16 protein-coding genes are annotated in these 17,612 nt (G+C 38.5%); 5 read left to right on the top strand and 11 right to left on the bottom strand.

The genetic code is table 11. The features are described 5' to 3' along the window. Positions 1 to 2 precede the first annotated feature (2 nt). The gene (locus Q0162_RS06490) at positions 3 to 1,061 is read left to right on the top strand and encodes a glutaminyl-peptide cyclotransferase (RefSeq protein ID WP_297890561.1); all 1,059 of its coding nucleotides are present in this window, start codon (positions 3 to 5) and stop codon (positions 1,059 to 1,061) included. Here the strand turns inward: Q0162_RS06490 and Q0162_RS06485 are convergent. After that, positions 1,058 to 4,609 (bottom strand): AAA family ATPase, encoded by a 3,552-nt coding sequence (locus Q0162_RS06485; RefSeq protein WP_297890559.1) that lies wholly within the window; start codon positions 4,607 to 4,609, stop codon positions 1,058 to 1,060. The two genes, Q0162_RS06490 and Q0162_RS06485, sit on opposite strands and share 4 nt — an antisense overlap. Before the next feature lie 44 nt (positions 4,610 to 4,653). Continuing rightward, complete coding sequence (locus Q0162_RS06480; protein WP_002680810.1) at positions 4,654 to 4,905, bottom strand: type B 50S ribosomal protein L31; 252 nt, start codon at positions 4,903 to 4,905, stop codon at positions 4,654 to 4,656. Positions 4,906 to 5,198: 293 nt separating this feature from the next. Here Q0162_RS06480 and Q0162_RS06475 point away from each other — a divergent pair, with 293 nt between their 5' ends. The 4 genes from Q0162_RS06475 (at position 5,199) to Q0162_RS06460 (ending at position 8,734) form a co-directional block, all read left to right on the top strand. Beyond that, positions 5,199 to 5,489, top strand: a complete 291-nt coding sequence (locus Q0162_RS06475; protein WP_002680853.1) for a DUF493 family protein — start codon at positions 5,199 to 5,201, stop codon at positions 5,487 to 5,489. Further along, positions 5,486 to 6,178: a DUF4290 domain-containing protein gene (locus tag Q0162_RS06470; RefSeq protein WP_297890555.1), complete on the top strand. Its 693-nt coding sequence runs from the start codon at positions 5,486 to 5,488 to the stop codon at positions 6,176 to 6,178. The genes Q0162_RS06475 and Q0162_RS06470 overlap by 4 nt, the downstream gene beginning before the upstream one ends. Continuing rightward, positions 6,165 to 7,475, top strand: a complete 1,311-nt coding sequence (gene murA / locus Q0162_RS06465) for a UDP-N-acetylglucosamine 1-carboxyvinyltransferase (RefSeq protein ID WP_297890553.1) — start codon at positions 6,165 to 6,167, stop codon at positions 7,473 to 7,475. Before Q0162_RS06470 ends, murA begins: the two co-directional genes overlap by 14 nt. Before the next feature lie 86 nt (positions 7,476 to 7,561). Further along, the gene (locus Q0162_RS06460) at positions 7,562 to 8,734 is read left to right on the top strand and encodes a MalY/PatB family protein (RefSeq protein ID WP_297890552.1); all 1,173 of its coding nucleotides are present in this window, start codon (positions 7,562 to 7,564) and stop codon (positions 8,732 to 8,734) included. A 45-nt stretch (positions 8,735 to 8,779) separates the two neighbouring features. Here the strand turns inward: Q0162_RS06460 and Q0162_RS06455 are convergent, their stop codons facing one another. From Q0162_RS06455 to Q0162_RS06415, 9 genes are all read right to left on the bottom strand, one after another. Then, entirely contained in the window at positions 8,780 to 10,915 is a 2,136-nt protein-coding gene (locus tag Q0162_RS06455; RefSeq protein ID WP_297890551.1) for a TonB-dependent receptor, read from the bottom strand. Between the two features lie 68 nt (positions 10,916 to 10,983). Next, complete coding sequence (locus tag Q0162_RS06450) at positions 10,984 to 11,862, bottom strand: DMT family transporter (RefSeq protein ID WP_297890549.1); 879 nt, start codon at positions 11,860 to 11,862, stop codon at positions 10,984 to 10,986. A gap of 8 nt (positions 11,863 to 11,870) precedes the next feature. Beyond that, positions 11,871 to 12,236 carry a diacylglycerol kinase family protein gene (locus Q0162_RS06445; RefSeq protein WP_297890547.1) on the bottom strand — a complete coding sequence of 122 codons (366 nt, stop codon included), beginning with the start codon at positions 12,234 to 12,236 and terminating at the stop codon, positions 11,871 to 11,873. Between the two features lie 16 nt (positions 12,237 to 12,252). Further along, positions 12,253 to 12,951 carry a polyprenol monophosphomannose synthase gene (locus Q0162_RS06440; protein ID WP_297890545.1) on the bottom strand — a complete coding sequence of 233 codons (699 nt, stop codon included), beginning with the start codon at positions 12,949 to 12,951 and terminating at the stop codon, positions 12,253 to 12,255. Between the two features lie 121 nt (positions 12,952 to 13,072). Then, positions 13,073 to 14,335 carry an aminotransferase class I/II-fold pyridoxal phosphate-dependent enzyme gene (locus Q0162_RS06435; protein ID WP_203081954.1) on the bottom strand — a complete coding sequence of 421 codons (1,263 nt, stop codon included), beginning with the start codon at positions 14,333 to 14,335 and terminating at the stop codon, positions 13,073 to 13,075. Between the two features lie 42 nt (positions 14,336 to 14,377). Beyond that, positions 14,378 to 15,382 (bottom strand): PLP-dependent cysteine synthase family protein, encoded by a 1,005-nt coding sequence (locus Q0162_RS06430; RefSeq protein WP_095900880.1) that lies wholly within the window; start codon positions 15,380 to 15,382, stop codon positions 14,378 to 14,380. A 65-nt stretch (positions 15,383 to 15,447) separates the two neighbouring features. Continuing rightward, the gene (locus tag Q0162_RS06425; protein ID WP_009418728.1) at positions 15,448 to 15,813 is read right to left on the bottom strand and encodes a hypothetical protein; all 366 of its coding nucleotides are present in this window, start codon (positions 15,811 to 15,813) and stop codon (positions 15,448 to 15,450) included. 2 nt (positions 15,814 to 15,815) lie between these two features. Then, positions 15,816 to 16,685 carry a hypothetical protein gene (locus Q0162_RS06420; RefSeq protein WP_297890540.1) on the bottom strand — a complete coding sequence of 290 codons (870 nt, stop codon included), beginning with the start codon at positions 16,683 to 16,685 and terminating at the stop codon, positions 15,816 to 15,818. Positions 16,686 to 16,739: 54 nt separating this feature from the next. Continuing rightward, positions 16,740 to 17,609 carry a nucleoside phosphorylase gene (locus tag Q0162_RS06415; protein WP_297890538.1) on the bottom strand — a complete coding sequence of 290 codons (870 nt, stop codon included), beginning with the start codon at positions 17,607 to 17,609 and terminating at the stop codon, positions 16,740 to 16,742. Between the last annotated feature and the right edge of the window lie 3 nt (positions 17,610 to 17,612).

The following is a 17,612-nucleotide window of genomic DNA, read 5'->3' as shown; positions in this document are numbered from 1 at the left end:
TTATGACTACATTTCCACGATTTTTATACCTCATCCTGCTTGCAATAGCAGTGGTAGCTTGCAAAAATACGCCTAATGACGGCAAGGATTTTAATATAGAAATCTTTCCTAAAAAGAAAGAATACCACTTAGGTGATACCCTTGTAGTGAAAATCACACACCCAAAATTCAGTGAGGCAATTACCAAAACTTCTTTTCAATTTCATCAACAGCATTTAGAAGCTCAAGGCGATACTATCGTACTGCACGCTCTTTTGCCGTTAGGCAAACAGCAACTAAAAGTTACTGCTCATACTACTAACGGACAGCAGTACACCGTACAAAAACAACTATTACTATTAGCCAAAGATGCTCCTAAAATCTATACATACAAAATCATCAATGAGTATGCACACGACAAGAAGGCTTATACACAAGGATTAGAATTCATAGGTGATACGCTTGTAGAAAGTACAGGGCAATACAGCGAATCATCTATACGCAAATGGAATCCATTTACAGGGGAAGTCTATAAAAATGTACCTTTACAACCTTCATACTTTGGCGAAGGCGCTACTGTTTTTAAAGGTAAAATACTGCAACTCACTTGGAGAGAACAAATAGGAATGGTATATGACAAGGATTTAAACTTTCAGAAGACTTTCACTTATGGCAAAAGTAAAGAAGGTTGGGGTCTCTGCCATAATGGAGAAGACAAACTCTACAAAAGTGATGGTAGTGAAAAAATTTGGTTACTCCATCCCGAAACTTATGCCGAGATTGATAGTTTACAACTCTGCACTAATAAATCGCTCTACACTTATGCTAATGAATTAGAATTTGCTAACGGAAAGATTTATGCCAATACTTTCCTAAAGGACGGCATAATGATTATCAACCCCGAAAATGGCGCTATTGAAGGTGTAGTAGATGTACGCGGACTTAAAAGCAAAGTAGAGCAAACTCCTGATGTGGATGTACTCAATGGCATTGCCTATCACCCTAAGCGTCAAACTTTTTTCATTACGGGTAAGAATTGGAGTAAAATTTTTGAAGTAGTTTTCTTACCTTCTAACAACTAAACAGTAACAACTATACTGCTCTTTCCGTTACCTTTCTTTTGTACCACTACTTTCACAGCAATGCGCTCTACCATTTCTTGTACGTGAGAGATAACCCCTACTTTCTTCCCTTGATTTTGTAGGCTCTCCAATGCATCTATGGCTACAGAAAGCGTTTCGGAGTCTAAGGAGCCAAAACCTTCGTCTATAAAGAGGGTTTCTACATTCATTTTAGTAGATGAGAGTGAGGAAAGTGCTAAAGCCAAAGCCAGAGATACTAAAAACGATTCTCCTCCTGAAAGTGAATAAACCGAACGCACCTCAGCACCCATATCGTTATCTACCACCTGCAAACTTAAAGAATTAGGAATGCGTTGCAAAGTATAGCGCCTATTGAGGTAGCGCATTTGTACATTGGCGTATTGCAAAAGCATATCAAGAGTATATTCCTGAGCGTACTTGCGGAATGTGTTACCTGTACTACTTCCTATAAGGTCGTTGAGCAAACTCCAGCGATGGGTGAGTTTTTCCTTTTCTTCTTTAGCTTTATGCAATGTTGCAACGGTAGCGCGCTGCTGACTATCAGTTAGAAGCCTGCTTTTTTGAGTAACTACAGCCTCGCGTAGTGTATCTTCTTCAGCTGTTTGAGCTGCCAATTGCTGTATGGTAGCTTCTTCTGTAAGGTCAAGTGGTCGTTTTTCTTTTAATTGTTCAAGAGCTTGCTGTTTTTCTGTAGCAATAGTATTGTATTGGGCTATGCGCTCGTTTAACGATTGAAGAGCTTGCCTTTCTGATTGTAACCATTCGTGAGAGCGATTTGCCCACTCTAGCATATTTCTTCTTATAAAGTCTATTTGCTCAGAAGGGTAAGCAGTAAGCCATTCTTCTATTGTAAGAGTTGCCTCAGTTATATGAGTTTGCGATTGCTGTTGTTGCGTTGTTAAGGTTTCTAAAGTCTTTTCATTAGCCGTCAGTTTTAGTAAAATAGCATTGTATTGCTGTTGGTTTTGCTCCAACCGAGATGTTAATTCATTTATTTGTTTCTGAAAAGTAGCCTCTACCTCTTGAGCCGATTTTCCTTCTAACAAATTATTACGTTTTTCTTTCATTTTTTGCAACTGAATTTGCTCTTTAGTAATACGTTCCGTCAATTCAGTGAGTTCTTGCTGGAGCGCTTGAGCCGAAGAAGAAAGTTTTGTGCGCTCTTGTGTGAGTTCTGCAAGACGTTTTTTGTATTTTTCGAGACAAGCCAAATGTGTTTCCCAATCGGTTTTAGCTGTAACAACCTGTTTTTGAAATTGTGCAATATCTGTTTGCCAAAGATTGAGCCAATCAACCGAAAGTTGCAAATTTTGCAACTGTTGAAAATATTTCTGGCTTTGTTGTTCACAATTTTGAGTATCTTTTGCAAGAGTATTCAGCTCATCGGTGAGTGATTTGAGTTGGTTAAGCACTTCAAAAAGCGTTTCAGTTTCTGCTAAAAGGTGCTCTATTTCAGAAATTTTACTTGTGATATAAGGCTCTATTTCAGCAGTGGGATAAGTCATATAGTAATACACCGATTGCGTTAAGCGTTCGTACTCTTGGGTGTATAATGTTGCGTATTCAGCATTTTGTGTGGTTTGCTGTGCTATGCGTTTTTGCAGTTCTTTAAGCTCTGTTTCTTTGGTAATTAAGTCTTTCGTAAGCGATTCTAAATGCTTTTTGGCATTGAGAAATTCTTGATATACCGTATTGATAAGATGTTCGGCGACAGCCTTGTGAGCATTGGGGTGGTGTAGCGACCCACATACAGGACAAGCCTCCCCCTCCACCAAATGTTCACGTAAAAAGGCAACATCTTTGGTATTTTCTATTTGTGCTTTTTGGTAGATACGCTCAGCAGTGTCACAAGCGATTTTGGCTTCTGCCTGAGCTGTTTGCAATTGTGTTATAGCCTCTTCCGTTTGATTTTGTGTATGTTGCAACTCCTGTAAGAGCGATGCTCCTTGTATTTTCTGTGCTTCATATTGCAGCATACGTCTTGCTACTTCTCTATCCGATTGATACATTTGCAAAGCCGTGAGATAATTCTTCTGCTGTTTAGCAAGAGCCTCTACATCTATTGAGGGGAGATTTTCAACAGCGTGTTGATCTTTCAGGTTAGAGAGTTGTTGTGTAAGGCGTTCTTCAGTTTGCTTGTAGGCAGTTAGTTTTTCATTGAGCAGTTGCTGGTCGGTTGTGAGTTGCTCTAACCATAGCGCATTGCGGTACAGTTGAGCCTCATCGGGGTGAGTATTGAGCCATTGTTCTTCAGTTTGAATGTAACTCTCCCCTTTTTGGATATGTTCCACTACTTTTTCAAGTTCGGTTTCTTTAGTTTGTAAAACAGATTTTTTAGTATTGTACTGTTGCTGATATTGCAATAGCGCATTTTGTTGTTCTGTGAGACGAATATCCAGTTCCTTTGCTTTAGCGATAGCAGGTTTGGCTATTTCATAAGTTCTTTTGGCTATTGCCAAATCCTTTTCGATAGCCTCTTTATCACTGGAAATAAGAGCCTTATCGGTAGTAAGTTGTTCTTTTTCTAAAGTAGCTTGCTCTAATTGTTGTGTGGTGAGTGCTAATTTTTCGCTTTCCTTTTGCTGGGTGAGGATATCCCCTTTTACAGCTTGCAACTGCTCCACCATTGCAAGTTGAGCAAAACGTTCTGACTGAGAGATTTTCTCCTGCTCGGCTATTTGTTTATTTTCAAGAGCCTCTTGCCATTGTTGTGTGTACAATTTCTGATTGTCAAACCACTGTTGTTGAGCTTTTAGAGAAGAAAGAGAGTTTTGCAGGTTTTTCAGTTTTTCTTCATCAGCAGCGAGTTGAGTAGATAGCGTTGTACGTTCATCTTCCGTTAGGAAAACAATATTTTCAAGCTGTTTTTCTAAGAGTTGAAGTTCGTTTTTGTGTTGTTTATGACATTCGTGTATCTGTTTAGAGACGCGTGTATACACCTCAGTACCTGTGAGTTTCTCTAAAATATCCGAACGTTTATCGTCGTTTGCTTTTAAGAAAGAAGTAAAGTCGCCTTGTGCTAAAATCACCGATTTGGTAAACTCATCAAAGGTTAACCCTACGCATTCGCGAATCTTTTCGAGTACGAGTGTTTTGCGATTTTCGGCAATTAAGTGGTTATCAGTTAAGCAAGTGAGTTGCATTTTCTCGTTTTGGATAGCCCCCGAGGGTTTGTTGTAAGCGCGGCTCACCTGCCATTCGGCTTCGTAAATCTTGCCATCAACCGCCTGAAATACCACTTTGGCATAGCCCGAAACAGCCCCTTTGCGCAAGAGGTGTTTCACGTTGTTCGCCTTTACCTCTACCCCACTATCGGTTATAGCAACCGAGCTTTGAGTAGCAGCCAATCGAGGAGTATCGTTGTAAAGGGCGAGGCAAATAGCATCTAAAATAGTAGATTTTCCTGCAGCTGTAGCCCCCGTAATAGCGAATAACCCCACCGATTTGAGGGGTTCAGCTTCCAAATTGAGGGTAAAAGGACCTTCGATTGAGGCGATATTATGGAGAGAGACGGAGAGTATTTTCATAAGAAAAAAACCTCCTTAAAGGGAGGTTTTTAGAAGTTGCTATGTTATTTTTGGAACTTAGCGTATTTGTTTTTAAACTTATCAATACGTCCGGCTGTGTCAATAAGTTTAGATTTACCTGTGTAGTAAGGGTGAGAAGTGCGAGAAATTTCCAATTTTACTAATGGATACTCAACCCCATCTACTTCAATAGTCTCTTTAGTTTCTACGGTAGACTTTGTGATAAAGATATCGTCGTTAGACATATCTTTGAAAGCCACCAAACGGTAAGATTCTGGGTGAATTTCTTTTTTCATTGCAATGTTAAATTTTTATTACGTAATTTTTTCAGGGCGCAAAGGTACGATTATTTTTTTAAATGGCAAATTTTAAGGAATAGTTTTTAGAAATCAGAGCTTGGAGACTAACAAGCTGAAGAAGATAGAGTTTTAAAAATCAAACGATTACAACATATTGATTTACAAAGAATTTTAAAGCGTATTGACAAGCATTGAACGGAAAGAGCTGATAGTTAAGGTTTAAAAACTTGCTAATTGACAAATTATTCGTATATTTGCATTCTATATAATAGTTTAGAAGACTCATTTAAATGAAAACAGAACAAGAATTAGCAGAATTTTACGAGCGATTGAAAAACGAACTTTTAGAAACAAGTTTGTGGCCTACTCGTTACCTCTATAAATTTATCATCCCTAAAGATGAGGCTAAATTAGCGCAATTAGAGGATGTTTTTAAAAATACTGATGCCGAAATTACCACACGCCCTTCATCAGGCGATAAATACACAGGAGTTTCGGTGAGCCTCACCGTAAAAAATCCTGATGAGGTAATTGCTTTTTACAAAGAAGCAGGCAAGGTAGAAGGAATTTTATCACTATGACGACCTTAGAATACAATACGGAACGCCCGCACTTGCACATCCCTGAATACGGGCGACACATACAAAAAATGATTGAAAAAGCGGTACTCTTAGAAGACCGTGATGAACGTAACCGCACAGCACGCAGCATCATCGCTGTAATGGGAAACCTATTTCCCCACTTACGCGATGTCCCTGACTTCCAACACAAATTGTGGGATCAATTGTTTATAATGTCGGGGTTTCAGTTAGATGTAGATTCTCCTTATGAGAAACCTACCCCCTCTACCCTACACAAGCACCCCGACCGCTTAGAATATCCACAACACCAACTCAAATATCGCTTTTATGGCAATATCATCCTTAGGCTCATCAACACTTGTGTGAAATGGGAAAAAGGCGATTTGCGAGAGGCTTTAGAATATTCTATCGCTAACCATATGAAAAAATGTTTCCTCACTTGGAACAAAGAAGCGGTAGACGATAGTGTGGTGTTTGAACACCTTTACGAATTGAGCAACGGACAAATAGACTTGCGCAAAAAGAAAGAAGATCTTTGGGACAGCCAAGCGTTGATACGTACCAAAATGAACCTTACTCGTCGCAATGTACCGCAACAGAACCAAAATCAACCCCATCAGCAACATCAACAAAACAAAAAAGGTTTTACTAATAAATTTAATAAAAAGAACAACAATGGGCGTATTTAAAATAGAAGGTGGTCACCCTTTGAAAGGGGAAATCACTCCACAAGGTGCTAAAAATGAAGCTTTACAAGTGCTTTGTGCCGTTTTACTCACCGATCAAAAGGTTACTATTCACAACATCCCCGACATTCAGGATGTAAATAAACTCATTTCTTTACTCGAAAATTTAGGTGTAAAAATTCAAAAAGTAGGAAAAGGTTCTTATAGCTTTCAGGCAGATGAAGTGAATATCGATTACTTAAAATCAGAGTCATTTCATACCGAAGGGCAAGCCTTGCGCGGTTCTATTATGGTAGTAGGACCACTACTCACACGTTTTGGCGTAGGCTATATTCCTAAACCTGGGGGAGACAAAATAGGTCGCCGCCGCCTCGACACCCACTTCGATGGCTTCATCAAATTAGGAGCTCATTTTGAATACGATGAGAACAATTATACTTATAGTGTAGTAGCTGAAAAACTCCGTGGTACTTATATGCTTTTAGAAGAAGCATCAGTAACTGGTACCTCAAATATTATTATGGCTGCAGTATTAGCCGAAGGTACTACTACTATCTATAATGCTGCTTGTGAGCCCTATGTACAACAACTCTGCCGCATGCTTAATGCTATGGGGGCTGTTATACAAGGTATTGGTTCTAACCTTATCACTATCAATGGAGTGGAACGCCTAAATGGTTGTACCCATACCATTCTGCCCGATATGATTGAAATAGGTAGTTGGATAGGTTTAGCGGCTATGACCCGCAGCGAGATTACTATCAAAAATGTGGGGTGGGAACATTTAGGCATTATACCCACTATCTTCCAAAAATTAGGTATTAGCTTTGAAAAGAGAAACGACGATATCTATATCCCCGCCCATACCAATGGCTATGAAATTCAGAATTACATTGATGGCTCTATCCTTACCGTAGCCGATGCTCCTTGGCCTGGTTTTACTCCCGACTTGCTAAGTATTGTGCTCGTAGTTGCTACCCAAGCTCGTGGCGAAGTACTCATTCATCAAAAAATGTTTGAAAGCCGACTCTTCTTTATCGATAAACTGATAGACATGGGAGCTAAAATTATATTGTGTGACCCACACCGAGCAACAGTTATTGGCAATGACTTCAAATCACCTTTGCGCGCTACCCTAATGACTTCACCCGATATACGTGCCGGTATCGCTCTGCTCATCGCAGCCTTATCAGCCAAAGGAACTTCTACTATCTACAATATAGAACAGATAGACAGAGGTTATGAAAATATCGATGGACGACTCAAAGCATTGGGTGCCAACATTGTGAGAGTAAATTAGTAACGATAATTGATAGGTACAACCTAACAATTAGTTGGTATATACGTAATAAAAAATAAATCATTAACCATTAATCATTAGATAAAGTGGATTACAATTTTGACGAAGTAGTTTGTAGAAAACACACAGATGCCTTGAAGTTAGAGGCATTAGCTCCTCGCTGGGGGCGTACTGATTTGCTGCCAATGTGGGTAGCCGATATGGATTTCAAAACACCTCCATTCATTGTAGAGGTGATGAAAAAACGTATGGAATGCGAAGTGTTTGGCTATACAGCCAGACCTGAGAGTTGGTATGAGGCTATTATCAGTTGGCAAGCACGCCGCCACCAATGGACAATTACCAAAGAGATGATTTCATTTGTACCTGGGGTAGTTCCTGCCTTAGCAATGGCTGTGCAAAGCTTTACCGAACGCGGTGAAAAAGTGATGATTCAGCAGCCTGTATACAATCCTTTTGCACAAGTAGTTCGTAACAATCATCGCGAATTAGTGAACTGCCCTTTAGAATTAAAAGATGGGCAATATCACATCAATTTTGAAGTGTTTGAAGAGAAAATAAAAGGATGTAAGCTCTTCCTTTTCTGCCATCCTCACAACCCCGGTGGACGCGTATGGACACGTGAAGAATTGCAGAAAGTAGCTACTATTTGTGCTCAAAACAACGTAATAATAGTTGCCGATGAAATCCACGCCGACCTTACCTTACCACCATATCAGCACATTCCATTTGCTACTGTAAGCGAAGAAGCTGCACAAAACTCAGTAGTATTTGCCTCTCCGAGCAAAGCATTTAATATGGCTGGATTAGCCACTTCATACGCTGTAATTACTAACCCTACCTTGCGTCGCCGTTTTGAGAGCTATGTAGAGGGGAATGAGTTAGCCGCAGGAAACGTTTTTGCGTTCAACACTGTGGTAGCCGCCTATAACAAAGGTGAAGAATGGCTACAACAAATGCTCAACTATGTACAAGGGAATGTTGATGAAGTAATACATTACATTGAAAAATACATACCACAATTAAAAGTGATTGTACCTCAAGCTTCTTATTTGGTATTTATAGATTTTAGTGCATTACAACTCAGTCAGAAAGAAATTGTAGCCCTATGCACTGATAAAGCACACTTAGCCCTAAATGATGGAGCTATTTATGGGGAAGAAGGCAAAGGTTATATGCGCATAAATTTAGCTTGTCCGCGAAGTGTGGTAAAACAAGCTTTGATACAACTAAAAGAAGCGGTTCGGTCTATAAACTGATAATAAAAAAACGAGGTTTTTACACCTCGTTTTTTTATTTATATCTTAATAACGATAAGTAAGACTCAGATTAAAATATCTTCCGTTACCACGTGCATACTCAGCATCTCGTGCTACCAACATAGAAGCAGGTGTATAATACACCTTATCGGTGAGGTTTTCAATCCCTAAAGCCAAAGAAAAAGACTTGTTGAAAGTATAACCTGCACTGAGAGAAAACAAGTCGATAGGATAAACAATTCCCTCTCCTTCAGTATATACACCTCGATTATCAGGAGAGAAGCGATCTCTACTACCTGTATGTAAGTAATTTACTTGAAGGTAACTATATTCAGTAGGTGTAACTCTTATATAAGCAGTTGCCTTAGGAGCAGGAATAGAAGTACCACTCATATAGCCATCCCAATCTCCATCTTCAGTAGATTTTTTCTTTCCTTCAAAAGAGATAAAACTTCCGCCAAGGGTAAGCCATTTAGTAGGAAAAATATCAGCATTTACTTCAAAACCATATACTTTTTGAGGGGTTCTATCTACTACCCAAAAACCACTTACTGATTTGAGATCACTACCGAGTTTTGAATAAGTATAGAAGTAAGAACCACTCAAATGAACATATTTGCTTAGTTCAGCATAAGCTCCGGCTTCATAATTTTCGGTTTTAACAGGCTCTGTATTGATTTTAGAAAGGACATCAGCTTTAGCAGCACGAAGGGTTCTTCCTAAATCAAAAATTGAAAAACCTTGTGAATAAGAGATGAAAGGCTGGAAATACTTGAATTGGTTGTATGCAATCCCTATGTTAGGAGAAAGATTGTTGTAAGTAAGATCTCCTCCTTTTACATATACACGAGGATCGGTATTGCGGAGCCTGAGAACCTCATAATTAGGAACAGATACATCAATGTAATCATAACGCAAGCCTGCTTTGAGTACATAGTATTGGAAGAAAGTAGTTTTTGTTTGTAAGAAAGGAGCAGAATTATAAGAAGTGAGCTCAGGCATCCAATAACGACCATCTACTAGAGGCTGACTGGTTTTATCTATCAATACATCAGCACCATAGAGTAACTGAGTAAAAACATTTTCAGAAAATAAAACTTTAGAAGTTAGTTGGGTACGAATACCATATTTTTCACCTTTTACAGTTGCTTGCCCGCTACTGCTTTCCCAGCGTGGACTTCGAGCGTTGTGCTTGCGATAATCGAAAATAGCATATTGGTGTTGGGTAAAAGCACTTAACTCTAAATCAGTACGTTTAAAAATGTTATTGGAGTTGAATTTTATATAGGCGTTGTGATTATAGCGCATTCCTTCATCTTGAGCAGCAGGGTCTTTAGTATCATAAACTCCTATACGAGGGCGTTCTAGATATTTTCCTCCAGAAGCTACCAAAGGGGTGTTTTGCAAACTTTGATAGAAGTTATACATAGCTTCTACCTTATTATCATCGTCAAACTGATAACCAAGTTTTACAAGTCCGTTATAAGTACGCACATCTCCTAATCCATAGCGAGGAGATATATATTCACCTGTCCCATCAATAGCTGAACCTGTTTGGTTCATTGCCGCATCAACTAAATAAGAAAAGCCTTTGTAATTTCCATAAAATTGTTGATTAAAACGATAGCCAAAGCCTCTATTTTCTTTAAAAGAATCTCTTGCTGAAGCTCCTATAGTAGTTTGCCCACCGAAAATAACATTTTTAGGCGATTTTTTAGTTACAATATTCATTATTCCTCCTATGGCTCCATTTCCATAAATAGAGGTAGCCCCTTTTACTATCTCAATACGTTCTACAGCTGCTGGGTCAATAGAGCGAATATCGCGGTCTGTAGCACGTAATGGCGTAGATTGAGGAATACCATCAATCAATACGAGTATAGAGCGCCCTCGCAAATTTTGATAACGGTTGTTAGTTGTATTGGTAGAAAGTGACATAGCTGGTTCTATCATCCCAATAAGATGCGACATATCAGGCGCTATTTTTATAAACTGCTGTAGTTTCTTTTGGTCAATAATGGTTACATTCGCAACAGCATCCGTTTTCTTCTCTTTGATACGATTAGCCGTAATCACTACTTCCTCAAGTGATATAGTATCTTTTTTAGAATCAAGAGGGTCATTTTGTGCCATACTCATCGTAGCACATAACACCATAACAGGCAAAATGAGTTTTTTCATAAAATGATATTTAAGTTTTTCAGCGGACAAAAATACCACTTTATTTAGAACTAAACAAAATAATTTAACTATATTTTCTTAGGCTTCAAAATATCTATCATTACTGCAATGATAATGAGTAGCACTCCTATAATAAGATTCGTTGTAAGACTTTCTTGCTGGAATATCCAAATACTGATAGCTACTGCTACAATGGGTTCCATTACCCCAATGATAGCTGTAGGGGTAGAACCTATCATTCTGATAGCATAAATAAGGGTGATGATAGAAAACAGGGTAGTTACTATACCGAAACTTGTGAGCTGTAAACTCATCTTTACCTCGGGGATAGGAAGAGGAGTACCTATAACCCATAGTTTTACAAGAAAATAAACTGAAGAAAATAAGGTAGAATAAAACGATACTTTTATTCCTGAAGCCGATATTTTAGATTTATTGACAATAAGCATATAGAGTGCATACGAAATTGCCCCAAGTAGTGATACTCCTGCCCCTATATAGTTGATTGAAAAGTTTGTTACATCTTTTACACTGAGTAAGAAAACACCTATTAATACAACAATAAGGGCTATCATTGTGCGAAAGGTGATATGTTCTTTAAAGAAAACACCCAAAGCAAGTGCTACTATTAGCGGATACATAAAAAATATAGTAGAAGCAATTCCTGGGGAGAGTAAATCGTAGGCAAGGAAGAGAAATTCTGCTGAAAGGGCGTACAGCAATCCTAAAACAAGAAAGATAAATACTTCGCGCGGGGTAATGCGCAGTGTCTCTTTTCGGTAAAAAAGATACCCCATAATAAAGACGCTTGTAGTAATAAAACGATAGAAAAGCGCTGCATCTACCGAAAAACCTTGCTGCTTGATAGGAATCATAAACAGCGGAATCATACCATAAGTAACCGCCGAAATAAAAGCTGCTAAATACCCTTTTACTATATCTTTCATAGTAAAATTTAAAAGAGTTTTATTACATAAGGATAATAGATGATACAGAGCACAACGCTTACAGGTATCACAGCAAAGCCTACACTTCCAGCAGCAACATCTTTGATAATGCCAATAGTTTTGTGATGATCGGGGTGGATGAAGTCACAGAGTTTCTCGACAGCTGTATTGAGACCTTCGACTGACAGTACTATAGCGATACACAATAGTTGTACAATCCATTCATTGGTAGTAATGCCGAAACAAAAGCCCAAAATCACCCATACTAAAGAGATGACGATGTGTACCATCACAGGAGGTTCATTTTTTATTAAATAAAACAAACCTTGAAACACATACTGCAAGCTTTTGAGTCTTTTTCTTATAAATTCCATAATTTTTTATGCTGATTTATTTTTTAAATCGCATTCCGATAACGCCAAAGATAGCTTCACGGATAATGCTTTTATTCATTTTTGATTTTCCTTTAGTTCTATCGGTAAAGATGATAGGTACTTCAGTGATTTTAAACTTCTTGAGGTAAGCACGATACTTCATCTCTATTTGAAAGGCATAGCCTACAAATCGGATAGTATTCAGGGCGATGCTCTCTAATACCCTTCGGTGGTAACATACAAAGCCAGCAGTAGGATCTTTAATTTTCATTCCCGTAATCACTCTCACATAAATAGAAGCCCCATAGGATAACAAGATGCGTTGCAGGGGCCAGTTCACTACATTCACCCCTTTTACATAACGCGACCCAATTGCAACATCAGCACCTTGCTGGCAAGCCTCATAAAGTCGCAAGAGGTCAGCAGGGTTATGAGAGAAATCAGCATCCATCTCAAAAATATATTCATAGTTATGTGTTAATGCCCACTCAAAACCGTGAATATAAGCTGTTCCTAAGCCTTTTTTCTCAGTCCGTACCTCTAAAAAAAGTCGGTTAAGGTAAATAGTTTGTAATTCGCGTACCTTATCGGCAGTGCCATCAGGCGAATTGTCGTCTACAATGAGGATATGAAACTTATCACTTTGGGCAAATACTGCCTTTATGATAGCTTCTATATTTTCAATTTCATTATATGTAGGGATGACAATTAACAATTAACGATTAGCAATTAATAATGAACAAGGTGGAGATACACAAAAACTTTGCCAAAGTTGGTTGTAGCACAATAAGCTATCTCACTTTGGCAAAGTATTTTTTTTTCAATTTAATAATTAATTACATATCTCCCATTTCTTTAGTAAGCTCAGCATTCATAGCGCGGTATACGCCTGTTTCGAGTTTTTCACGAATCGCTGAAAATGCTTCCAAAGTACGGTCGATATCTTCTTTACTATGCGAAGCAGTAGGAATAATGCGCAAGAGTATCATTCCTTTTGGAATCACTGGATAAACTACAATAGAAAGGAAAATACCATAGTGCTCGCGTAGGTCGTTTACCATCGCCATTGCTTCAGGAATACTACCGTGCAAGAATACAGGCGTTACGCAAGTATTGGTATTACCGATATTGAATCCACGCTCTTTAAGTCCGTTTTGCAAACGATTTACGTTATCCCATAACTTTTGTTGTAGTTCAGGCATTGTCTCCATCATTTCCAAACGTTTCAAAGCACCTTTTACATAAATCATTGGAAGTGATTTAGCAAACATTTGAGAGCGGAGGTTATATTTAAGATAATCTACTACTTTGGCATTTCCAGCTACGAAAGCCCCAATACCAGCCATTGATTTGGCAAAAGTAGAGAAATAGACATCAATTTCATCTTGTACACCTTGGTGAACTCCTGTTCCTTCTCCACGAGGACCTAAGGTACCAAAACCGTGAGCATCGTCTACCAAAAGGCGGAAAGGATATTTCTTTTTAAGGGCTACAATTTCTTTAAGTTTACCTTGTTCGCCACGCATTCCGAAAACACCTTCTGAAATCACCAAGATACCACCTCCTGTAGTTTCGGCTAATTTGGCAGCACGCTCTAAGTTTTTCTCAAAGCTCTCCATATCGTTGTGCTGATAGGTATAGCGTTTGCCAAAGTGCAAGCGTACCCCATCGATGATACAAGCGTGTGCATCAACATCGTATACAATCACATCGTTTTTGGTAACCAAAGCATCGATGATAGATACCATTCCTTGATAACCGAAGTTGAGCAAATAAGCAGCTTCTTTATGTACGAATTTAGCTAAACGTTTTTCGAGTTCTTCGTGCATAGTAGTATGCCCACTCATCATACGAGCTCCCATAGGGTAAGCCGCACCATACTCGGCAGCTGCTTCGGCATCTACTTTGCGCACTTCGGGGTGGTTTGCAAGTCCTAAATAATCGTTGATACTCCAGTTGAGGATTTCTTTTCCTTGGAATTTCATATGAGGACCTAATTCACCTTCTAATTTAGGGAATACATAATACCCCTCGGCGTGGTCTGACCAGCGCCCTATACTTCCTTTATTTGCATAAATATGCTCAAATAAATCTTTCATTCTTCTTTTTTATTTATTTTATTAATTGATAATTGTCAATTGTTAGCTAATAAATCCTTGCTTTTTCATCCAATCGTCACTATAAATTTTGTTCATATAGCGCGAACCGTGGTCGGCGAGAAGGGCAACTACAATGCTGTTTTCATCAAACTTACCTGCCTCGGCATATTGTTTTACGGCTTGCATAGCAGCCCCACTGGTGTAACCCATAAAAAGTCCTTCAGTACGTGCCAATTCACGAGCGGTGAGTGCCGCATCTTTATCAGTTACTTTGATGAACTCATCAATAACATCAAAATTAGTAGCGGTAGGAATTAGGTTTTTACCCATTCCTTCTATTTTGTATGGATATACTTCGGCAGGGTCAAACTGACGAGTGTCGTGGTATTTTTTGATAGCTGAACCATAGGCGTCTACCCCCAATACTTGTACGTTAGGATTTTGTTCTTTGAGATAGCGCGCAATCCCCGAAATGGTACCTCCTGTACCACTACATACTACTACGTGAGTGATTTCTCCTTGGGTTTGTTCCCATATTTCACGACCGGTAGAAAGGTAATGAGCCTCAGGGTTTAGTGGATTGAAATACTGATTGATATAGATAGAATTAGGAGTTTCGTTGTGGATGCGTTTGGCTACTTCGTAGTAAGAACGAGGGTCATCGGGAGCAACATTTGAAGGACACAAATGCACTTCAGCTCCTAAAGCTTGTAGCATTTCTACTTTGTCGTGAGAAGATTTATCGCTAATTGCAATGATACAGCGGTAGCCTCTTAGAGCACTTATCATCGCCAAACTGTAGCCCGTATTACCCGAACTAGTTTCTACAATAGTATATCCTGGTTTGAGAAGTCCTTTGCGTTCGGCATCTTCAACGATATATTTGGCTACTCTGTCCTTGGCAGAATGACCTGCGTTAAAGGCTTCGAGTTTAGCAAAATAGCGACCTTTAAGATTTTTGGTAATTTTGTGCAATTCCAATAGAGGTGTATTGCCAATGAGTTGTAGTAAGCTGCTATGTACGTTCAATGATTCGTTTATTTTCATTGGTTACTTGCTTTATTTTTGAGTGGCAAAAGTACGAATAATTTGTCAATTAGCAAATTTGTCAATTAGCAAATTTCAATGAGCCCTTGAAAGTTGAGTTTATAAGGTTCATCTTTATATAGAGGGAGGGTTTCATCTGTTACATTGCTAAGCCCTACACCAGCGTAGAAAGTGCGAGCGTTATGTTTTTCGGCGTGTTTGCGCACGACTTCCATAAATACGATATCATACTCGGTAGGGTCGTCGCCATAAGGGACTGCACGGACAATGATGAAGTATTTTTGGTTGTTTTTATCTACACATACAAATTGAGGGTCGCGCTTGAGTTCACTATTCACTAATAGAAATTCCCATTGTAGTTCCTTTTGTAAGGCTTCACCTACAATGTTCATCGCTAAATTGTGGAGTTCTTGACCTGTAAGGGGCGTCATATTCACTTTTTCTTTATATAAGGTTGATCAATTTTTATTTTAGGATAATTTAAACGGGTAACCTTATACCCTTCTGTTGTTTTCTCTAATAGTACCTCATAGTTAGTATACCCTTCTTGAAATTCTCTATAAATTTTAAGAACTATGCCTTTTGAAGTCCTCACTGCATTCATCACCTCATCTAAAAAACCATCATTGTCACATAGTTCAAAAAATTGAAACATTTTTCTATTAATACCAAGTGAATTATTTTCCCCTATTGGTACTAATCCCTTAAAACCTGTATTTGTAATTAATATGGCAGGTTGATAAGGTTCTCCGCAAAAAGTTAATCCATCATCATCTGATACAGGTGTACCATAATAGGCAGTTCTAAAAAATTGTATGCGTTCACCGTTGTCAAAGGTTTTATCAATCAGTTTATCAGTTGTTCTAAATACATTTCTTCCATCTACAATGAGAGAATCAGTATTATTCAACACTATTTTTATATAATGAAAGGCTGTACAATGATCTTTTGTGAAATTGTATAGGGTATCTGAAACTCCCACTATTGCTACCCACTTTGTATCAAGATCAGTACGTTTTTCTTTTAGAAAACCTTTATGGTTATAAATAGGAATTGAATCTCCTAACAAAAAAGCTTCTTTTTTATCTGGCAAAAAGATTAAATTCTTATTTTCATCAGGGAGATGCAAATCATAACGACTTACAAATTCACTATCTTCAGAAGGATCTTTTCTCACTGATAAATCTTCCTCAGTACATACAACTACTGTATCTTTTTCTACTGAAGTATCATCTCTATCAATGGAAGTAGTATTATGACAATTGAATAGCCATAACATAGCTAAAAAATAAAGTGCTTTCATAAGTTTACAACTAATAAATTATTGATTATCAATTTTATTAAAATATAGTAATAACTATTTTGCCAATTGTTCTAAACCATATACTATCAAATCTTCTACTACTTTTTTAGTATCCTTAGTGAAAGTACCTGTAGGGCGATTGGCAATGATAGCATTGAGCGAAACAGCTTGGTGTCCTAAAAGTTTAGAAAGCCCATAGATGGCAGAGGTTTCCATTTCGAGGTTCGTCATACGATGCCCATTATGATTGAAACTGTGTAGTTTATCATTGAGCTCAGGGTCTTGCACTGGCAAGCGCAATACGCGTCCTTGAGGACCATAGAAGCCTGGAGCAGTACCCGTAATTCCCTCAAATACTTTATCGGTGAGGAGGCGTTTTTTAAGTTCTTGTCCGCAAGCTATGATATAAGGGCGACCTTTGAGAGGATTCCAACTTGTATGAGCAATAAAAGCCTCTTCCATAGCGATTTCACGCACCTTAGGACTATCCTTATACGAATGAAACATATTGTCCATACCTAATCCGTGAGAAGAGAGCACAAAACTATCTACGGGTATATCAGCCTGTAGAGAGCCTGAAGTACCAAAACGCACTATATTAAGCGAAGTGAGTTGCTCTTTAGGCTGGCGCGTGTGCAAATCGATATTCACAAGTGCATCGAGTTCATTGATCACAATATCAATATTATCAGGACCTATACCAGTGGAAATTACGGTGAGGCGTTTGCCTTTATAAGAACCTGTATGGGTACAAAATTCGCGTTTTTGGGTGCTAAATTCTATATTGTCGAAATAAGCACTCACACGAGGCACTCGATTGGGGTCGCCTACCAAAATAATAGTATCGGCTACTTGTTCAGGTCGTAAATTGATATGGTAAATACTACCATCGGGGTTTAAAATAAGTTCAGAATCTTTAATCATAAT

Origin of the sequence: uncultured Capnocytophaga sp. (assembly GCF_937936315.1) — a bacterium.
Lineage (GTDB): Bacteria > Bacteroidota > Bacteroidia > Flavobacteriales > Flavobacteriaceae > Capnocytophaga.
This window is presented reverse-complemented; position numbering and strand designations above follow the sequence as displayed.